The sequence below is a fragment of the Pseudomonas sp. FW305-20 genome, from assembly GCF_058788075.1.
The window spans coordinates 44,144-60,565 of record NZ_JBYTAJ010000019.1 but is presented as its reverse complement, the minus strand read 5'-3'; the positions used below and the strand labels follow the sequence as shown (position 1 = coordinate 60,565).

General features: G+C 59.4%; 16 protein-coding genes. 8 read left to right on the top strand and 8 right to left on the bottom strand.

What is annotated here, in order from left to right; all coding sequences use genetic code 11:
• Positions 1–24: 24 nt before the first annotated feature.
• From AC3WP4_RS17560 to rpoE, 4 genes are all read right to left on the bottom strand, one after another.
• Positions 25–1,452 (bottom strand): DegQ family serine endoprotease, encoded by a 1,428-nt coding sequence (locus AC3WP4_RS17560; protein WP_074874281.1) that lies wholly within the window; start codon positions 1,450–1,452, stop codon positions 25–27.
• Positions 1,453–1,633: 181 nt separating this feature from the next.
• Complete coding sequence (locus tag AC3WP4_RS17555; protein ID WP_074874280.1) at positions 1,634–2,590, bottom strand: MucB/RseB C-terminal domain-containing protein; 957 nt, start codon at positions 2,588–2,590, stop codon at positions 1,634–1,636.
• An 8-nt stretch (positions 2,591–2,598) separates the two neighbouring features.
• Positions 2,599–3,186, bottom strand: a complete 588-nt coding sequence (locus AC3WP4_RS17550) for a sigma-E factor negative regulatory protein (protein WP_074874279.1) — start codon at positions 3,184–3,186, stop codon at positions 2,599–2,601.
• A gap of 30 nt (positions 3,187–3,216) precedes the next feature.
• Positions 3,217–3,798, bottom strand: coding sequence for an RNA polymerase sigma factor RpoE/AlgU (rpoE, locus tag AC3WP4_RS17545; protein ID WP_007944079.1), 582 nt, complete (start codon positions 3,796–3,798; stop codon positions 3,217–3,219).
• Positions 3,799–4,358: 560 nt separating this feature from the next.
• Between rpoE and nadB the strand changes: the two genes are divergently transcribed.
• Positions 4,359–5,975, top strand: a complete 1,617-nt coding sequence (nadB, locus tag AC3WP4_RS17540; RefSeq protein ID WP_074874278.1) for an L-aspartate oxidase — start codon at positions 4,359–4,361, stop codon at positions 5,973–5,975.
• On the opposite strand, the gene AC3WP4_RS17535 is transcribed toward nadB, so the two are convergent.
• Both AC3WP4_RS17535 and AC3WP4_RS17530 read right to left on the bottom strand, forming a co-directional pair.
• Positions 5,944–6,396, bottom strand: a complete 453-nt coding sequence (locus AC3WP4_RS17535; RefSeq protein ID WP_102615525.1) for a protein YgfX — start codon at positions 6,394–6,396, stop codon at positions 5,944–5,946. The two genes, nadB and AC3WP4_RS17535, sit on opposite strands and share 32 nt — an antisense overlap.
• Positions 6,380–6,634 carry an FAD assembly factor SdhE gene (locus AC3WP4_RS17530; RefSeq protein ID WP_007944081.1) on the bottom strand — a complete coding sequence of 85 codons (255 nt, stop codon included), beginning with the start codon at positions 6,632–6,634 and terminating at the stop codon, positions 6,380–6,382. Before AC3WP4_RS17530 ends, AC3WP4_RS17535 begins: the two co-directional genes overlap by 17 nt.
• Positions 6,635–6,783: 149 nt before the next feature.
• Here AC3WP4_RS17530 and ygfZ point away from each other — a divergent pair, with 149 nt between their 5' ends.
• Together ygfZ and AC3WP4_RS17520 are read left to right on the top strand one after the other, a co-directional pair.
• Positions 6,784–7,725 (top strand): CAF17-like 4Fe-4S cluster assembly/insertion protein YgfZ, encoded by a 942-nt coding sequence (gene ygfZ, locus AC3WP4_RS17525; protein ID WP_074874276.1) that lies wholly within the window; start codon positions 6,784–6,786, stop codon positions 7,723–7,725.
• A gap of 34 nt (positions 7,726–7,759) precedes the next feature.
• The gene (locus tag AC3WP4_RS17520; protein ID WP_074874275.1) at positions 7,760–8,581 is read left to right on the top strand and encodes an HDOD domain-containing protein; all 822 of its coding nucleotides are present in this window, start codon (positions 7,760–7,762) and stop codon (positions 8,579–8,581) included.
• Between the two features lie 151 nt (positions 8,582–8,732).
• Here the strand turns inward: AC3WP4_RS17520 and AC3WP4_RS17515 are convergent, their stop codons facing one another.
• Together AC3WP4_RS17515 and AC3WP4_RS17510 are read right to left on the bottom strand one after the other, a co-directional pair.
• On the bottom strand, positions 8,733–10,118 hold the full coding sequence (locus tag AC3WP4_RS17515) for a sensor histidine kinase (RefSeq protein ID WP_074874274.1): 1,386 nt from the start codon (positions 10,116–10,118) through the stop codon (positions 8,733–8,735).
• A complete protein-coding gene (locus AC3WP4_RS17510; protein WP_074874273.1) occupies positions 10,111–10,782 on the bottom strand; it encodes a response regulator in 672 nt (223 codons plus the stop codon). The genes AC3WP4_RS17515 and AC3WP4_RS17510 overlap by 8 nt, the downstream gene beginning before the upstream one ends.
• Before the next feature lie 234 nt (positions 10,783–11,016).
• On the opposite strand from AC3WP4_RS17510, the gene AC3WP4_RS17505 reads away from it, so the two are divergent.
• The 5 genes from AC3WP4_RS17505 to AC3WP4_RS17485 are packed head-to-tail and all read left to right on the top strand — an operon-like array spanning position 11,017 to position 16,392.
• Positions 11,017–12,309: an OprD family porin gene (locus AC3WP4_RS17505; RefSeq protein WP_102615524.1), complete on the top strand. Its 1,293-nt coding sequence runs from the start codon at positions 11,017–11,019 to the stop codon at positions 12,307–12,309.
• A 38-nt stretch (positions 12,310–12,347) separates the two neighbouring features.
• Positions 12,348–13,325 (top strand): Bug family tripartite tricarboxylate transporter substrate binding protein, encoded by a 978-nt coding sequence (locus AC3WP4_RS17500; protein ID WP_074874271.1) that lies wholly within the window; start codon positions 12,348–12,350, stop codon positions 13,323–13,325.
• A 59-nt stretch (positions 13,326–13,384) separates the two neighbouring features.
• Positions 13,385–13,843, top strand: a complete 459-nt coding sequence (locus tag AC3WP4_RS17495) for a tripartite tricarboxylate transporter TctB family protein (RefSeq protein ID WP_074874270.1) — start codon at positions 13,385–13,387, stop codon at positions 13,841–13,843.
• 1 nt (position 13,844) lies between these two features.
• Entirely contained in the window at positions 13,845–15,359 is a 1,515-nt protein-coding gene (locus AC3WP4_RS17490; RefSeq protein WP_074874269.1) for a tripartite tricarboxylate transporter permease, read from the top strand.
• Positions 15,352–16,392, top strand: coding sequence for an AbrB family transcriptional regulator (locus AC3WP4_RS17485; RefSeq protein ID WP_102615523.1), 1,041 nt, complete (start codon positions 15,352–15,354; stop codon positions 16,390–16,392). Before AC3WP4_RS17490 ends, AC3WP4_RS17485 begins: the two co-directional genes overlap by 8 nt.
• The last annotated feature ends 30 nt before the right edge of the window (positions 16,393–16,422 follow it).

The window sequence follows — 16,422 nt, the reverse complement described above, 5'->3', positions numbered from 1 at the left end:
TTTTTTATTTAGCCAACAACCGGATTATTCAGCCAGTTTGAAGGTAATGAAACTGGCGCGACCTTGACGCAGAACCCGCATCGACACCGAGCGGTTCTTCGGCAATGCCTTGGCAATATCCGTGAACTCCTTGGCAGAACTGATTGCCTGGTTATTCAGGTGAGTGATCACATCGCCTGGCTGCAGGCCAATCAGAGAAGCAGGACCGTCCTGGACTTCCTTGATGACGACGCCGCCTTTGAGGTCGTAGGTTTTCTTCTGCTCATCCGTCAGCTCGACCACGGAAACACCCAGCCGGTTACTGCTGCGCTCGATGGTAGATTTCGGCAGCGAATCCAGTTCTTTGCCTTCTTCCGGGATAGCGCCGACAGTCAACTCGACATTCTTGCGCTTACCGTCACGAATCACTTCCAGATCAGCTTTCGAGCCGGCCTTCAGCGCGCCCACCAGATGTGGCAGATCGGCGGACATGACGATCGGTTGACCGTTCATGCTCAGAATCACATCCCCTACTTGCAGGCCACCCTTGGCAGCCGGGCCGTCGTCCTGGATCTGAGCCACCAGCGCGCCGGCTGGCTTCTCCAGGCCGAACGATTCGGCCAGATCCTTGTTCACTTCCTGAATCACCACACCCAACCAGCCACGGCTGACTTTGCCACCGCTTTTAAGCTGATTGGAAACGTCCATCGCGACGTCGATCGGGATCGCGAACGACACGCCCATGAAACCGCCGGATCGCGTGTAGATCTGCGAGTTGATGCCGACCACTTCACCGGCCAGGTTGAACAGCGGCCCCCCAGAGTTACCCGGATTGATCGGCACGTCGGTCTGGATGAACGGCACATAGTTTTCGTTCGGCAGGCTGCGACCAACGGCGCTGACGATCCCTTGGGTCACGGTATGGTCGAAACCGAATGGCGAGCCAATCGCCACGACCCATTGGCCGGCCTTCAAGTCCTGGGATTTACCGAGCTTGAGGACCGGCAGATCCTTGCCCTCGATTTTCAGCAGAGCCACGTCGGAACGCGGATCGGTACCAACCAGCTTGGCTTTCAGTTCGCTGCGGTCAGCCAGGCGGACGAGGATCTCGTCTGCATCGGCAATCACATGGTTGTTGGTCAGGATGTAGCCATCAGACGAGATGATGAAACCCGAACCCAGGGATTGGGCTTCACGCTGACGATCCCCGCGTGGCGTACGCGGCTGTGGCGGCATACCGCGCTCGAAGAACTCGCGCAACATGGGCGGCAAGCCTTCAAGGTCGGGCATTTGCTCGTTCACTCTGCGATCCGGCAGCTTCTGCGTGGTACTGATGTTTACCACCGCGGGCGAGGCCTGCTCGACCAACTGAGTGAAGTCAGGCAACTCGACCGCCTGAACAGCGACCGCCTGACCCAGCACCAGCACAGTGGCAAAAATAGAAAGATAAGATTTCAAGCGTGGTATCGACATACGGCTCCCGTTACGACGAGCATGGTTAAGCGATATGGAGCAAGGAACACCGGGAACGATACGCCGGTATTTTTGTTCCGGGAACAACAAACAAGGCCAGAGCCGAGAGGCTCTGACCTATAAAAAAATTCGGGGATATTTGCAAGTTGAAATGCTCACCAAACATTTCGATTTCAGCTCGCTACTTGGTTGCAGTGGCGTCGCTGCGCATGGACAGCGCAATCCGTTCGGCGGTGCCTATCGGAATTTCACCGACCACGGTCACCATCATCTCGCCTTGCGGGGTAGTCAAGCGTCGGGAAACTGCAGCGGTCGGCCCCAACTGGGTGCGAGTGTCGGTAATTGTTGCGCCATTCAATGGCTCAAGGAAAACCGAGAAACGGGCCAGGCCATCGTCGTACATCAGACTGTTGACTTGGGTTTTGGTCTCTGGATCCTTGCGGGAGGTACTGCTGGCCAGCTCGAAACCTGGTGGTAACCAGTCCGAACGCCATACTTGCGCGGACTTGATTGCAGAGGCCTTGTCACTGTCGAGGGCGATGGTTTTGCAATCGGGGCCAGGCTGTAAGTCGCGGTCGGAAGGGACATCGGCGGTATCCAGTCGTGTGAACTGAAACCGCTCCAGCAACTGCCCACGTTCATTCAGAAGCAATGATTTGAGAGGCAGGCCGGTTTCTTTATCCAGATGCAATTCAAAACCGTAGCGATGTTGATCACGAGGTTTCAGTGAAACGATCACTGCCGCACGCCCAGCCACACGCGACTTGCCAATGACGGCAAGGTCGTACCAATTCTTGAGTTTTTGTGGATCGAGTGCACGAGCAGCGGAGCTGGGAGAATCTCCGAGTCCTGCGATCAGAATGCCGCTGACGCATTGAGTACGCCCATCAATGCGCACGACTTCCTGTGCCGAGCCGTCGAGCTGGAGTAAACGCTCGCGGACCTTGCCATCCTGGACGAGGTGCCAAATGTTGTGGGTAGAGAAACTACCGCTACGCTCGTAGACGAATGTACCGTGAAAGCTTTGCTGTTGCTCGGCTTGGCCCAGACGGGTCAACCAGTCCTGGGCTTCATCAGCATGGGCTGGAACAACAAACCAGCCACCGAGCAGAAGCGTAAGTAGAGGGATGGCGCGCATGATCCTCCTTAACGGTTTTCCAGGCTTGCTGCACGAGCGTAAGGCAGAGCGCTCTCAGTACCTTTCAGTGCAGCCTGTTGAGCATGTTGGCGCAAATAGCCTGGCAGACGCTGATCGTGCCAACCTGGCTGACCTTGCAATACGCCGTTGGCCATAGGACCAGTGGCTTCCGAACCCTCATTGTAGCCTGCCAATACAGCTGGACCCTTGACCTGAGGAACGGCCAAGCCTGGTTGACTGGAATGTTGAGCCAGTTCGACCCCAGCGATCTCGTCCTGGTTATACAGACGAACACCTGCCAGTACGGCGAGGGTTACCGAAGCAGCGACCGCCAGGCGACCCAGGCTGCGCCATGGACCACGGGTGGCTTTTGCTGGTACGGCTTCGTCAGCCAGCGCAGCAGAGACTGCCGCAGCGATATCCAGACGTGGAAGCAGCAAATCCTTGTGCATAACTGCCCGAGCGATTTGATAACGAGCCCAGGTATCACGGGTTTCAACATCGTCAAAGGCATTCAATACCCGACGCAATTCCAATTCGTCCGCTTCGTTATCCATCACTGCGGACAGCGATTCCTGCAGGGCTTCACGACTCATGGCGTTCCTCTCTTGGCTGTCGCCGCTGTCTCAGTTTTCCTGCAACAACGGCTGCAGGGCTTTATCGATGGCTTCCCGAGCGCGGAAAATCCGGGAGCGCACGGTACCCACCGGACACTGCATGACGGCCGCAATGTCCTCGTAACTCAGACCATCGAATTCACGTAAAGTTAAGGCCGTACGCAAATCTTCTGGAAGTTGCTGAATGGTTCGATGGACGGTGCCTTCGATCTCATCCCGCAGCAATGCACGTTCTGGCGACTCGAGATCCTTGAGGCCATGATCGCCATCGTAGAACTCTGCATCCTCGGAACTGACATCGCTATCCGGCGGCCGACGGCCGCGTGAAACCAGATAGTTTTTCGCCGTGTTGATGGCGATGCGGTAAAGCCACGTATAAAACGCGCTGTCTCCGCGAAAATTTCCAAGTGCACGGTACGCCTTGATAAAGGCTTCCTGCGCCACATCCTGGGCTTCATGGGTGTCGTGCACGAAACGCACGATCAACCCGAGAATTTTGTGCTGGTATTTCAGCACTAGCAGATCGAAAGCTCGCTTGTCGCCGCGTTGAACGCGCTCGACCAGCTGCTGATCCTCTTCCTGGGTTAGCATGAACACTCCTCGATAAGCTCGGAGGAGACTTGCATAACTAAACGACCAGACTTGCAAACATAGACTCGGGCTTTTCGCAAAAGTTCTCCCCCTCCAAGCAAGTTTCCTGCGGGCTCTGATTTGGCACGCACGAAAAGCGCAGCGCGGGTTAACCCGGCTGCGCGAATAATCTTGTCATCGGATTCACCGACAAGGATCAAAAATCACAGATCCCGCGCTGAAGCCGATACTGTCCCTTGAATCAGGCAACGGTCTATTGAGCCCGGGCCTTTGGCAAAAGTTCCAAATATTTATAGCTGTGCAAGACTGACATTGTGCAACCGTGAATAGAAAAAGACTGTTAAATCGCTGATACAGTCGTCTTGTCGCCGAGCCAGCCGAAAAACCATCCGACGAAGCGTCAGGTATTTTCCGTCACAGTAGTTTCACAATGCCATGTGTGCTCGCTATTGTGCCGCTCCCCCCCTCTATATACTAGTGGGCTGTGTGGCTGTCTTGACTCGCCGATCCAGCTGTCTTGCGCCAACCCCGACCCGGGTCGCTTTGAGCGGAATCCTGAAATGAGCCAACAGTTTCAACACGATGTTCTGGTAATTGGCAGCGGTGCTGCCGGCTTGAGCCTTGCGCTGACCTTGCCCGGTCATTTGCGCATCGCCGTACTGAGCAAAGGCGACCTCGCCAATGGCTCGACTTTCTGGGCGCAGGGTGGCGTCGCAGCCGTCCTGGATGACACCGACACCGTTGAATCACATGTCGATGACACCCTCAACGCTGGCGGCGGCCTGTGCCACGAAGACGCCGTGCGCTTTACCGTCGAGCACAGTAAAGAGGCGATTCAATGGCTGATCGACCAAGGTGTGCCCTTCACGCGCGATGAACAGTCCGGCACCGAAGATGGCGGTTTCGAGTTCCACCTGACCCGCGAGGGCGGCCACAGCCATCGGCGCATCATCCATGCCGCCGATGCCACCGGCGCAGCGATTTTCAGAACCTTGCTCGACAAGGCCAGGCAACGACCGAACATCGAACTGCTGGAGCAACGGGTCGCGGTCGACCTGATCACCGAAAAGCGCCTGGGCCTTGAAGGTGATCGCTGCCTCGGCGCCTACGTCCTCAATCGCGGGACCGGTGAAGTCGACACCTACGCCGCTCGCTTTGTGATCCTCGCATCGGGCGGTGCAGCAAAGGTCTATCTCTATACCAGCAACCCCGACGGCGCCTGCGGTGATGGCATTGCCATGGCTTGGCGGTCGGGCTGCCGGGTGGCGAATCTGGAATTCAACCAGTTCCATCCCACTTGCCTGTATCACCCGCAAGCCAAGAGTTTCCTGATCACCGAAGCCCTGCGCGGCGAAGGCGCACACCTGAAGCTGCCCAACGGCGAACGCTTTATGCAACGCTTCGACCCTCGCGCCGAGCTGGCCCCACGCGACATCGTCGCCCGGGCCATCGACCATGAAATGAAGCGCCTGGGCGTCGATTGTGTCTACCTGGACATCAGCCACAAGCCGGAAGCGTTCATCAAGACTCACTTCCCGACGGTGTACGAACGCTGCCTCGAATTCTCCATCGACATCACCAAACAACCGATTCCAGTGGTTCCGGCGGCGCACTACACGTGCGGCGGCGTGATGGTCGATCAGCAGGGGCGCACCGACGTGCCTGGGCTATATGCCATTGGCGAAACCAGCTTCACCGGCCTGCACGGTGCCAACCGTATGGCCAGCAACTCGTTACTGGAGTGTTTCGTTTACGCGCGCTCGGCGGCGGCGGACATTCTGGAGCAACTGCCGCAGGTTTCGATTCCGGTTGCCCTGCCCGTCTGGGATGCGAGCCAGGTCACCGACTCCGATGAGGACGTGATCATCGCGCACAACTGGGACGAACTGCGGCGATTCATGTGGGACTACGTCGGCATTGTGCGCACCAACAAGCGCTTGCAACGGGCGCAGCACCGCGTGCGTCTGTTGCTGGATGAAATCGACGAGTTCTACAGTAACTACAAGGTCAGTCGGGACTTGATCGAACTGCGTAACCTGGCCCAAGTGGCCGAACTGATGATCCAGTCAGCCATGGAACGCAAGGAAAGTCGCGGTCTGCATTACACCCTCGACTACCCGAACATGCTGCCGATTGCCCTGGACACTATTCTGGTGCCGCCCACCTACGTCGACTGAACGTCAACCGAACCCGCAGGCGCCGATGCAGATCCGCCGCCTGCGAGTCACGGGGCACACAAATCGCCCTGACCCGTCGTTCACCCCGCAGGCGAAAACGCAGCACAACCAGCAAAGGTAGCGCCAGGCTGTCCGGTCGTAGCTGCACCGATTGCCAACCCGCCTCCTGATTCCACAACTGCCAGCCATCGGCATTGCGACGCAAGCCGCGAAATGCCCTTGGGTGTGTCAGCAGAATCTGTCGCGGTAGCGCCCAGGCGCCGTGAGTCAGACAGCAAAAAGCGCCGAGCAGACTGGCCCAGACCGGTAGAGAGAGAAGACACAGCGAGCCCAGCGCGAACAGCTGGGCCAGAAGATACGCCGCCAGCAACTGCCGCGAGGCATGCCAGCGGCATTCGAACGCATTACTTTGGCTGGACACGATCCAGAATCATGCGAACCATGCGCTGAAGCTCGGGATCTTCCGATTCGGCGCGTTCCATGAACCAGCCGAACATGTCCTGATCTTCGCATTCGAGCAGCTTGCGGTAGCAATCGCGGTCGACATCGTTGAGGTGCGGATAGACCTCTTTGACGAACGGTACCAGCAACACGTCAAGCTCAAGCATGCCGCGGCGGCTGTGCCAGTAGAGGCGATTCAGTTCAACATCTTCGACCATGGAGCGCTCCTCAAATAGGCGGCAAGTATACAGCCCCAGGCGGAGTCGAACACTCGGCTTTGGTCGGCCACCAATGAACCTTTGTGAACTACCCATTTCAAGAGCGCCCCCTTATGATGTCCTCCAGACTCTTTACCCTGCGATGACCCATGGCCGATTCTGCTTTTTTCTGCACCCTGTCTCACGAAGGCGTTCTCGCAGTACGCGGCGCGGATGCCGGCAAATTCCTGCAAGGCCAATTGACCTGCAACCTCAATTACCTGAGTGACACCCAGGCCAGCCTCGGCGCCCGCTGCACGCAGAAAGGCCGGATGCAGTCGAGTTTCCGCATCCTGCTCGAAGGCGACGGCGTTCTGATGGCCATGGCCACCGAACTGCTGGAACCGCAGCTGGCGGACCTGAAAAAGTACGCCGTATTTTCCAAATCCAAACTGACCGACGAAAGCGCAGCCTGGGTCCGCTTCGGCATCGACCATGGCGATGCGGCACTGATCAGCCTCGGTCTTGATCTTCCTGCTGACACCGATAGCGTCGCGCGCAATGACGGCCTGATCGCCATTCGCGTCTCGCCGTACCGCGCCGAACTCTGGGTCGCCGCCGACCAGGCCGACCTTATCAAGGGCAAGCTGTCCGCCGTATTGACCGAAGGCGCTCTGAATCAATGGCTGCTGGGCCAGATTCGCGCCGGGATCGGTCAGGTCATGCCGAGCACTCGCGAGTTGTTCATCCCGCAGATGCTCAACCTCCAAGCCGTGGGAGGCGTGAGCTTCAAGAAAGGTTGCTACACCGGCCAGGAAATCGTCGCGCGCATGCAGTATCTGGGCAAACTCAAGCGTCGCTTGTATCGCCTGGCACTGGACGCCAACGAGTTGCCTGAACCTGGCACCCAATTGTTTTCCCCTACCCACGGCAGCTCTATCGGCGAAGTGGTGCTGGCCGCTAACGCCGGGCAAAACATTGAACTCCTGGCCGTGCTGCAAGCCGAAGCAGCAGAAGGAGGTGATATCCATCTGGGCGCGCTCGAAGGGCCAGCCCTGCACCTGCTCGACCTGCCTTACGAACTGGATCGCGATCGCGAAATCCAGCGTTAACAGCAGCATTTGTCGCAATACCTAGAGAAACGAAATGAGCGAGCTGGCGGAAAAGGTCCAACAGGATTTGGTTGAGGCCATCGATAACGATGACCTGGTTCTGCCAACGTTACCGGAAGTGGCCCTGCAGATTCGCAAGGCCGCCGAAGACCCGGAAATCAGTGTCAGCACCCTGAGCAAAGTGATCGGCCGCGATACCGCGCTGTCGGCGCGTCTGATCAAAGTGGTCAATAGCCCGCTGTTGCGTGCGACCCAGGAAGTCACTGACCTGCACACGGCAATCACTCGACTGGGCATCAATTACAGCAGCAACTTGGCCATCGGCCTGGTCATGGAACAGATTTTCCATGCCCGCTCCGAAGTGGTGGAACACAAAATGCGTGATGTCTGGCGCAAAAGCCTGGAAATCGCCGGGATCAGCTATGCATTGTGCCGCCGCTACACGCAACTCAAGCCCGACCAGGCAGCTCTTGGCGGACTGGTGCATCAGATCGGTGTATTGCCCATCCTGACCTACGCCGAAGATCACTATGAACTGCTGGCTGACCCGGTCAGCCTCAATCATGTGATCGATCACATTCATCCACTGCTTGGCGACAAGCTGCTCAGGGTCTGGGAGTTTCCGGAAATGCTGGTACAGGTGCCGGGGCTTTATCTGGACTTCAATCGAGAGTCAGAGCGGGTCGACTATGTCGATCTGGTGCAAGTGGCCAGCCTGTATTGCCACAAGGACACCGACCATCCCCTCGCCCGTATCGACGCATTCAGCGTGCCGGCGTTCAAAAAGCTGGGAATTGATCCGGAGAACGAGGCGATGTGCCGCGATCTGGAAGAGTCGCGGTCGATGTTTTACTGATTACTGTGGCGAGGGAGCTTGCTCCCGCTCGGCTGCGCAGCAGTCGTAAACCCGATAAATACGGCTTATCTGAATTAACGCGGTGAATGGTTTTGGGGCCGCTTCGCAGCCCGGCGGGAGCAAGCTCCCTCGCCACAGGTGTTTCAGCAACCTACCCGGCGATAAAACTCACCCGCACCTTCAACCCCGCCTGCTCGCCATCGTGCAGGCTGATTTGAGCCAGGTGTGCGCGGCAGATCTCGCCAACAATCGCCAGTCCCAACCCCGAACCAGCGACCTGCTGGTTGCGCCGGTAAAAGCGCTCGAACACCCGATCGCGTTCTTCAAGAGGAATGCCTGGGCCGTCGTCCTCGACCTCCAGCACGGCCGGTGCCGTGACCCGAAGAATCACGTTGCCCCCCGACGGTGTATGGGCCAGTGCGTTATCCACCAGATTGCTCAACAGTTCATTCAACAGCGTTGGCTCGCCGCGTAACCACACCGGTTCATCCGCTTCCAGCGCCAGCGCCACACCACGTGCGTGGGCCAGCGGCGCCATGGCCATGCCGAGTTCGCGAGCCAACTGACTGAGGTCAAGTAACTGCGCGCCGCCCTCGGCGATGGCCCGGGCGCCATTTTCGACCCGTGCCAGCGAGAGCAATTGATTGGCAAGGTGGGTCAAACGGTCCGTGCCTTGGGCGACGGTTTCCAATGTACTGCGCCAGGTTTCGGGTTCGGTCGAGCGCAACCCCAGCTCCAGTCGCGCCTTCAGCGCCGCCAGGGGAGTACGCAGTTCATGGGCGGCATCGGCGATGAACTGCGCCTGACGCTCGAACTGCCCGCGCAGGCGCTCGGTAAAATGATTGAGCGCACGCACCAAGGGCCACAACTCGTGCTGCACTTCCACTAACGGTAATGGCCGCAGATCGTCCGGCTGACGCTCTTCCACCGCGGTGCGCAAGCGTTCCAGCGGACGCAACGCGGCGCTGACCGCAAACCACACCAACAACAACGCACCCACCGCCAGCATGCCCAGACGCAGCAACGTGTCCGCCGCCAGGCTGCGGGCCATGCTGACCCGCGCCTCATCGGTTTCCGCCACGCGGATTTCCGCCATGCCGTTCATGTTCGGCTCGCTCACCGGTTTGAGCAGGCTCACCACACGGACGTTCTGCCCCTGATACTTGGCGTTATAGAAACGCGCCAGTGCCGGATAGTCATCGGTTCGCGGCGTTCCCGGCGGCGGTGGCGGAAGGTTTTCGTAACCGGAGATCAGCTTCTGATTGATGTCGTTGACCAGGTAAAAAATCCGCCCTGCGCTGTCGTAGGCGAAGGTGTCGAGGGCCACGTAGGGCACGTCGGCGCTCAGCGTACCGTCACGTTGGGAGACGCCCGCCGCGATGGTCCGCGCCGAGGCCAGCAAGGTCCGGTCATAGGCGGTGTCGGCCGCTTCGCGACCGTTCCAGTAAGCGCTCAAACCACTGGCCAGCATCAACACCACCAGCAACAACGCCAGATTCCACAGCAACCGCCAACGCAGGCTGCTGGGCTTATGCATCGCGGCTTTCCAGCAAGTAGCCGAGACCGCGGAAAGTCACGATGACGACCGGCTGGCCGTCGAGCTTTTTGCGCAGGCGATGGACATAGATCTCGATGGCGTCGGGGCTGGCCTCTTCGTCCAGTCCGAAGACTTGCGAGGCCAGTTGTTCCTTGCTCATCACCCGGCCCGGACGGGCGATCAGCGCTTCGAGCACCGCCTGCTCGCGAGAGGTCAGGGTCAGCAACTCTTCGCCGAGGGTGAAGCGCCGGGTGTCCAGGTCATAGGCCAGCACGCCGCAGCGCTGCAAGCGTTCGCCGCCGAGCACACTGCGGCGCAGCAAGGCTTTGACCCGGGCTTCGAGTTCGGTCAGTTCGAAAGGTTTAGCCAGGTAATCGTCAGCGCCCAGGTTCAGGCCGTGGACCCGATCCTTGACGTCGCTGCGGGCGGTCAACATCAACACCGGCAGGTTCTTGCCCCGCGCTCGCAGGCGCGCCAGTACTTCGAAGCCATCCATGCGCGGCAAACCGACGTCGAGGATCGCCACCGCGTATTCCTCGCTGCTCAACGCCAGGTCGGCCGCCACGCCGTCGTGCAGCACATCCACGGTCAGCCCGGTGCTCTTGAGCGCCTGGGCGACACTTTCGGCCAGCTGCAGATGGTCTTCGACGAGCAGAACACGCATGGATCCTTACCTCATTCAGGGATGGCCGACGCCATTCTTTGGCGCGGAGTTTACAGCCGCAACCGCCGCTGTGAAGCCCGAAAACCGTGAAAGTCTTCTGAAAGGTTAGCGAAAGGTTGGCCGGTTAGAGTCCAGCCACGGACAGTTTCGACTGCCGTCGCTACCGCACATAGCGTACGAAAAACGCCTCGAAGCGTTTTCGCCAATAAGAACAATAAAACGGAGTACTTCAAGATGCTGTCCATGCAGCTCCAGGCTTGCCCGCCTGCTCGCTTTTCCCGTCTCAGCCACACCGCCCTTGCCAGCGCCGCCGCCCTCGCCGGCTTTTCGCCGTTGAGCCAGGCTGCCTTCTTCGAAGACAGTACGGCAACCTTCGAAACCCGCAACATGTATTTCAACCGCGACTTTCGCGACGGTACCAGCGCCCAGCAATCCAAGCGGGACGAATGGGCCCAGGGGTTCATGCTCAACCTGCAATCGGGTTACACCGACGGCACGGTGGGATTCGGTGTCGATGCGCTGGGCATGCTGGGGGTGAAACTCGATTCTAGTCCGGATCGCACCGGCACCGGTCTGTTGCCGACCCATGACGACGGGCGCGCGGCGGATGAATATTCCAAGCTCGGCCTGACCGGCAAAATGAAAATCTCCGACACGGAACTGAAAGTCGGAAGCCTGATTCCGGAATTGCCAATACTCAAGGCCAACGACGGGCGCATTCTGCCGCAGACCTTTGAAGGCGGCCTGCTGACCTCCAAGGAGATCAAGAACCTGACCTTCACCGGCGGGCGCCTGGAGAAAGCCAAGGACCGCGACAGCACCGACTTCGAGGACATCGCCCTCAACAACAAGAACAGCCGCTTCGCTGGCACCGTGGCCGGCAAGCACTTTGATTTTGGCGGCGTGGATTACAAGTTCACCGACAAAATCATCGGCAGCTACCACTTCGCTCAACTCGATGAAGTCTATAACCAGCATTTCCTTGGCGTGGTCGCCTCGCAACCGTTCGGCCCCGGCACGTTAGGCACCGATCTGCGCCTGGCTATCAGTGACGACGAAGGCGCAGCCCGGGGCGGCAACATCGACAACCAATCCCTGAATGGGCTGGTGAGCTACGCCTTGAGCGGGCATAAATTCAGCGCCGGCTATCAGCACATGTCCGGCGACAGTGCCTTCCCTTATGTCGATGGCAGTGACCCGTACCTCGTCAACTTCGTGCAGATCAACGACTTTGCCGGCGCCGAAGAACGTTCCTGGCAGGCTCGCTACGACTATGACTTTGCCAAACTCGGCATTCCCGGCCTGAGTTTCATGAGTCGTTACCTGAGCGGTGACAACATCAAGCTCAAGAACGGCGACGAAGGCAAAGAGTGGGAACGCAACACCGAAATCAAATACGTCGTACAAAGCGGCGCGCTCAAGGATGTCGCTGTGCGCCTGCGCAATGCCACTTACCGTTCCAACTATTCCGCTCGCGATGCCGATGAAGTGCGTCTGCTGGTGAGCTATAGCGTTGCCCTTTGGTAATTCAGTACGTCCATAACAAAAACTCCAAGGAGACTTGAATGAACCTGTCACTGCGTAAAGTTGCTCTCACCGCCAGCGCCCTGCTGTTCGCCGGCCAATTGCTCGCCGAACCCAAACGCCCGGAATGCATCGCCCCGGCCTCGCCAGGCGGCGGTTTCGACCTGACCTGCAAACTGGCGCAAAGCGCGCTGGTGAATCAGAAACTGCTGACCAAACCGATGCGCGTGACCTACATGCCCGGCGGTGTCGGCGCGGTAGCGTACAACGCGGTGGTCGCCCAGCGTCCAGCCGATGCCGGCACGCTGGTGGCGTGGTCCAGCGGTTCGCTGCTGAACCTGGCCCAAGGCAAATTCGGCCGTTTTGATGAAAACGCCGTGCGCTGGCTGGCGGCCGTTGGAACAAGCTATGGCGCCATCGCGGTGAAAAGCGATTCGCCTTACAAGACCCTGGACGATCTGGTTCAGGCATTGAAGAAAGATCCGAGCAAAGTGGTGATCGGCTCCGGCGGCACCGTCGGCAGCCAGGACTGGATGCAAACCGCCCTGATCGCCAAGGCAGCCGGGATCAACCCGCGCGACCTGCGTTACGTCGCCCTCGAAGGCGGCGGTGAAATCGCCACTGCCCTGCTCGGCGGCCACATCCAGGTCGGCAGCACCGACATCTCCGACTCCATGCCGCACATCCAGAGCGGTGACATGCGCCTGCTGGCCGTGTTCTCCGAGAAGCGTCTGGACGAGCCGGAAATGAAAGACATTCCGACCGCCAAAGAGCAAGGCTACGACATCGTCTGGCCAGTGGTTCGCGGCTTCTACCTCGGGCCAAAGGTCAGCGATGAAGACTACGCCTGGTGGAAAGACGCGTTCGACAAGCTGCTGGCTTCCGAGGAGTTCGCCACGTTGCGCGATCAGCGTGAACTGTTCCCGTTCGCCATGACCGGCCCGGAGCTGGACACCTACGTGAAGAAGCAGGTTGCGGACTACAAAGTGCTGGCCAAAGAGTTCGGCCTGATTCAGTGATCGCCTCTGTCTAGCGGCTGCGGCCCCCGTTCTGGAGGGCCGCGGCACAGGAGTTTCCCATGCTCTTACAACGCATTTTTGCTTCAGCGCTGTTGCTGGTCTGTGTTGGCCTGGCGCTGATGGCGTGGCCGTATCAAGCGTCTTTTTCCTACGAACCGGTGGGGCCGCGAGCCTTCCCGCTATTGATGCTCGGCCTGATGGGCCTTGGTTTGCTGTACATGGTTTTTCGTCCGACACCGATTGTGCACAGTGACGATGACCCGAAACTGGACCGTGAAACCCTGATCAAGATCGGCATCTGCGTACTGCTGTTGCTGGTGTTTGCCGGGGCCTTCGAACCCCTCGGTTTCATCGTCGCCAGCATTCTGATTGGAATCCCCATGGCACGCCTGTATGGCGGCCGCTGGCTACCCAGCACGGTGATCATCAGCCTGATGGCTATCGGTCTTTATCTGCTGTTCGACAAAGTGATGGACGTGCCACTGCCACTGGGCGTGCTCGACGTTCTGGAGAACTGATATGGATACTCTTGGCTATTTGGGTCAGGGTTTCGGCGTCGCGCTGAGCCCGTACAACCTGGTGACCGCTCTGTGCGGCACCCTGATCGGCACCGTCGTCGGGCTGTTGCCAGGCCTGGGCCCGATCAACGGCGTGGCGTTGCTGATTCCGATTGCGTTCGCCCTCGGTCTGCCGCCGGAATCGGCGCTGATCCTGCTGGCGGCGGTGTACCTGGGTTGCGAATACGGCGGCCGGATCAGTTCGATCCTGCTGAACATTCCAGGCGAAGCGTCCACCGTCATGACCACCCTCGACGGTTACCCGATGGCCCGCAAGGGTCTGGCCGGTGTAGCGTTGTCGCTGTCGGCGTGGAGTTCGTTCATCGGTGCGTTCATCGCCACTTGCGGCATGGTGCTGTTCGCCCCGCTGCTGGCGAAATGGGCGATTGCCTTTGGACCGGCAGAGTATTTCGTGCTGATGGTGTTCGCGATTGTCTGTCTTGGTGGCATGGCCGGCGATCGACCACTGAAGACTTTTATCGCCGCGCTGATCGGTTTGTTTTTGTCGACTGTCGGGATCGATGCCAACAGCGGCGTGTACCGTTTCACCGGGGACAACATCCACTTGACCGACGGCATTCAGTTCGTTGTGCTGGTTCTCGGCTTGTTCTCCATCAGTGAAATCCTTCTGCTGCTGGAAAAAACCCATCGCGGCCAGGAAGCGGTGAAAGCGACCGGCCGGATGATGTTCAACTTCAAGGAAGCCTCGGCTGTCTTCTTGGTGAACATCCGTTGCGGTCTGCTCGGTTTCATCATGGGCGTGTTGCCGGGTGCCGGCGCCACGTTGGCCAGCGCTGTGGCCTACATGACCGAAAAACGTATCGCCGGCGCCAATGGCACCTTCGGCCAAGGCGACATGCGTGGCCTCGCGGCGCCGGAAACCGCCATCGGCGGCGCAGCCTGCGGTGCCCTGGTGCCGATGTTGACGCTCGGCGTTCCGGGTTCCGGTACCACGGCGGTGATGATCGGCGCGCTGTCGCTGTACAACATCACCCCGGGCCCGCTGTTGTTCCAACAGCAACCGGACATTGTCTGGGGCCTGATCGCTTCGTTGTTCGTCGCCAACATCATGCTGGTGATCCTCAACATCCCGATGATCCGCATCTTCACGCGCATCCTGGCCGTGCCGAACTGGGCGCTGGTGCCCGTGATTGCGATCATCACCGGGATCGGCGTCTACGCGGTGCATGCCACTACCTTCGACCTGTTCCTGATGATCGGCATCGGCATCTTCGGTTACATCCTGCGCAAGCTGGACTTCCCATTGTCGCCGGTTCTGTTGGGTTTCATCCTTGGCGGCCTGATGGAGCAGAACCTGCGTCGCGCCCTGTCGATCTCCAATGGTGCATTGGAAATCCTTTGGTCGAGCCCGATCACCTTCGGTGTCTGGGTACTGACCGCAATCATGCTGTTCATGCCGATCCTGCGAATCTGGCGCAAACGTTCGGTCGCCCGGCGCGTTATCGCCGATGTCTGATCGAACACCCTTCAAAGCCTGGTGGGGAACCCCGCTGGTCGGTCTGCTGGGCGGTTACCTGGCCAGCCAGATCGGCTGGCCATTGCCATGGATGGTCGGCTCGTTGCTGGCGATCATCCTGGTGCGTTGCCTGACACCCTGGCAATTGGCGGAAATCCCTGGCGGCCGCAAGTGCGGCCAGTGGATTGTCGGCATCGGCATAGGCCTGCATTTCACCCCGGTGGTGATGGAGCAGGTCCTGAGCCACTTCGGCCTGATCTTCTTCGGTGCTTTGGTCACCAGCCTCTCGGCGGTGGTCGGGGTCTGGTTGATGCGGCGTACCGGTGAAGATCGCGCCACCGCGTTCTTTTCCAGCATGCCCGGCGGCTCCGGGGAGATGGTCAACCTCGGCGCGCGTAACGGCGCGGTGCTCAGTCGTGTGGCGGCGGGGCAAAGTCTGCGGGTGTTGGTGGTGGTGCTGTGTGTGCCGGCGGCGTTCAAGTATTGGCTGGGTGACGGTGCCCCGCTGTCCCATGCCACTTCCGTTGACTGGCGCTGGCTGGCGCTTCTGTTCCCGGCGGGCGCCCTCGCCGCCTGGCTCTGGGAGCGTCTGCGTCAACCCAATCCGTGGCTGTTCGGGCCGTTGCTGGTGAGTGCAGCGGTAAGTATCGGCTGGGACCTGCACATCGGCTTGCCCAACGGCGGCAGCCAGATCGGCCAATGGCTGATTGGCAGCGGGTTGGGATGTCACTTCAATCGGCAGTTTTTCCGGCGTGCGCCGTCGTTTATGGGGCGGACCTTGATTGGCACGGGGCTGAGCATGTTGATCGCCACGCTGGCAGCATTGGGGTTGAGTGCGCTGACGCATCTGGATTTGCGTTCGCTGACGTTAGGCATGATGCCCGGCGGGATTGCGGAGATGAGCCTGACGGCAGAGACATTGCAGTTGTCGGTGCCGTTGGTGACGGCGATGCAGGTGATGCGGCTGTTGTTTGTGTTGTTTCTGGCGGAGCCGTTGTTCAAGTATTGGAATCGGGTGCCCGACGCCCCCTAACCTGATCGTTCCCACGCTCCGCGTGGGAAT

Excerpts from the sequence above, each read along its gene's own strand:
- AC3WP4_RS17560 (WP_074874281.1), bottom strand. The coding sequence starts at position 1,452 with ATGTCGATACCACGCTTGAAATCTTATCTTTCTATTTTTGCCACTGTG.
- AC3WP4_RS17555 (WP_074874280.1), bottom strand. The coding sequence starts at position 2,590 with ATGCGCGCCATCCCTCTACTTACGCTTCTGCTCGGTGGCTGGTTTGTT.
- AC3WP4_RS17550 (WP_074874279.1), bottom strand. The coding sequence starts at position 3,186 with ATGAGTCGTGAAGCCCTGCAGGAATCGCTGTCCGCAGTGATGGATAAC.
- rpoE (WP_007944079.1), bottom strand. The coding sequence starts at position 3,798 with ATGCTAACCCAGGAAGAGGATCAGCAGCTGGTCGAGCGCGTTCAACGC.
- nadB (WP_074874278.1), top strand. The coding sequence starts at position 4,359 with ATGAGCCAACAGTTTCAACACGATGTTCTGGTAATTGGCAGCGGTGCT.
- AC3WP4_RS17530 (WP_007944081.1), bottom strand. The coding sequence starts at position 6,634 with ATGGTCGAAGATGTTGAACTGAATCGCCTCTACTGGCACAGCCGCCGC.
- ygfZ (WP_074874276.1), top strand. The coding sequence starts at position 6,784 with ATGGCCGATTCTGCTTTTTTCTGCACCCTGTCTCACGAAGGCGTTCTC.
- AC3WP4_RS17520 (WP_074874275.1), top strand. The coding sequence starts at position 7,760 with ATGAGCGAGCTGGCGGAAAAGGTCCAACAGGATTTGGTTGAGGCCATC.
- AC3WP4_RS17515 (WP_074874274.1), bottom strand. The coding sequence starts at position 10,118 with ATGCATAAGCCCAGCAGCCTGCGTTGGCGGTTGCTGTGGAATCTGGCG.
- AC3WP4_RS17510 (WP_074874273.1), bottom strand. The coding sequence starts at position 10,782 with ATGCGTGTTCTGCTCGTCGAAGACCATCTGCAGCTGGCCGAAAGTGTC.
- AC3WP4_RS17505 (WP_102615524.1), top strand. The coding sequence starts at position 11,017 with ATGCTGTCCATGCAGCTCCAGGCTTGCCCGCCTGCTCGCTTTTCCCGT.
- AC3WP4_RS17500 (WP_074874271.1), top strand. The coding sequence starts at position 12,348 with ATGAACCTGTCACTGCGTAAAGTTGCTCTCACCGCCAGCGCCCTGCTG.
- AC3WP4_RS17495 (WP_074874270.1), top strand. The coding sequence starts at position 13,385 with ATGCTCTTACAACGCATTTTTGCTTCAGCGCTGTTGCTGGTCTGTGTT.
- AC3WP4_RS17490 (WP_074874269.1), top strand. The coding sequence starts at position 13,845 with ATGGATACTCTTGGCTATTTGGGTCAGGGTTTCGGCGTCGCGCTGAGC.
- AC3WP4_RS17485 (WP_102615523.1), top strand. The coding sequence starts at position 15,352 with ATGTCTGATCGAACACCCTTCAAAGCCTGGTGGGGAACCCCGCTGGTC.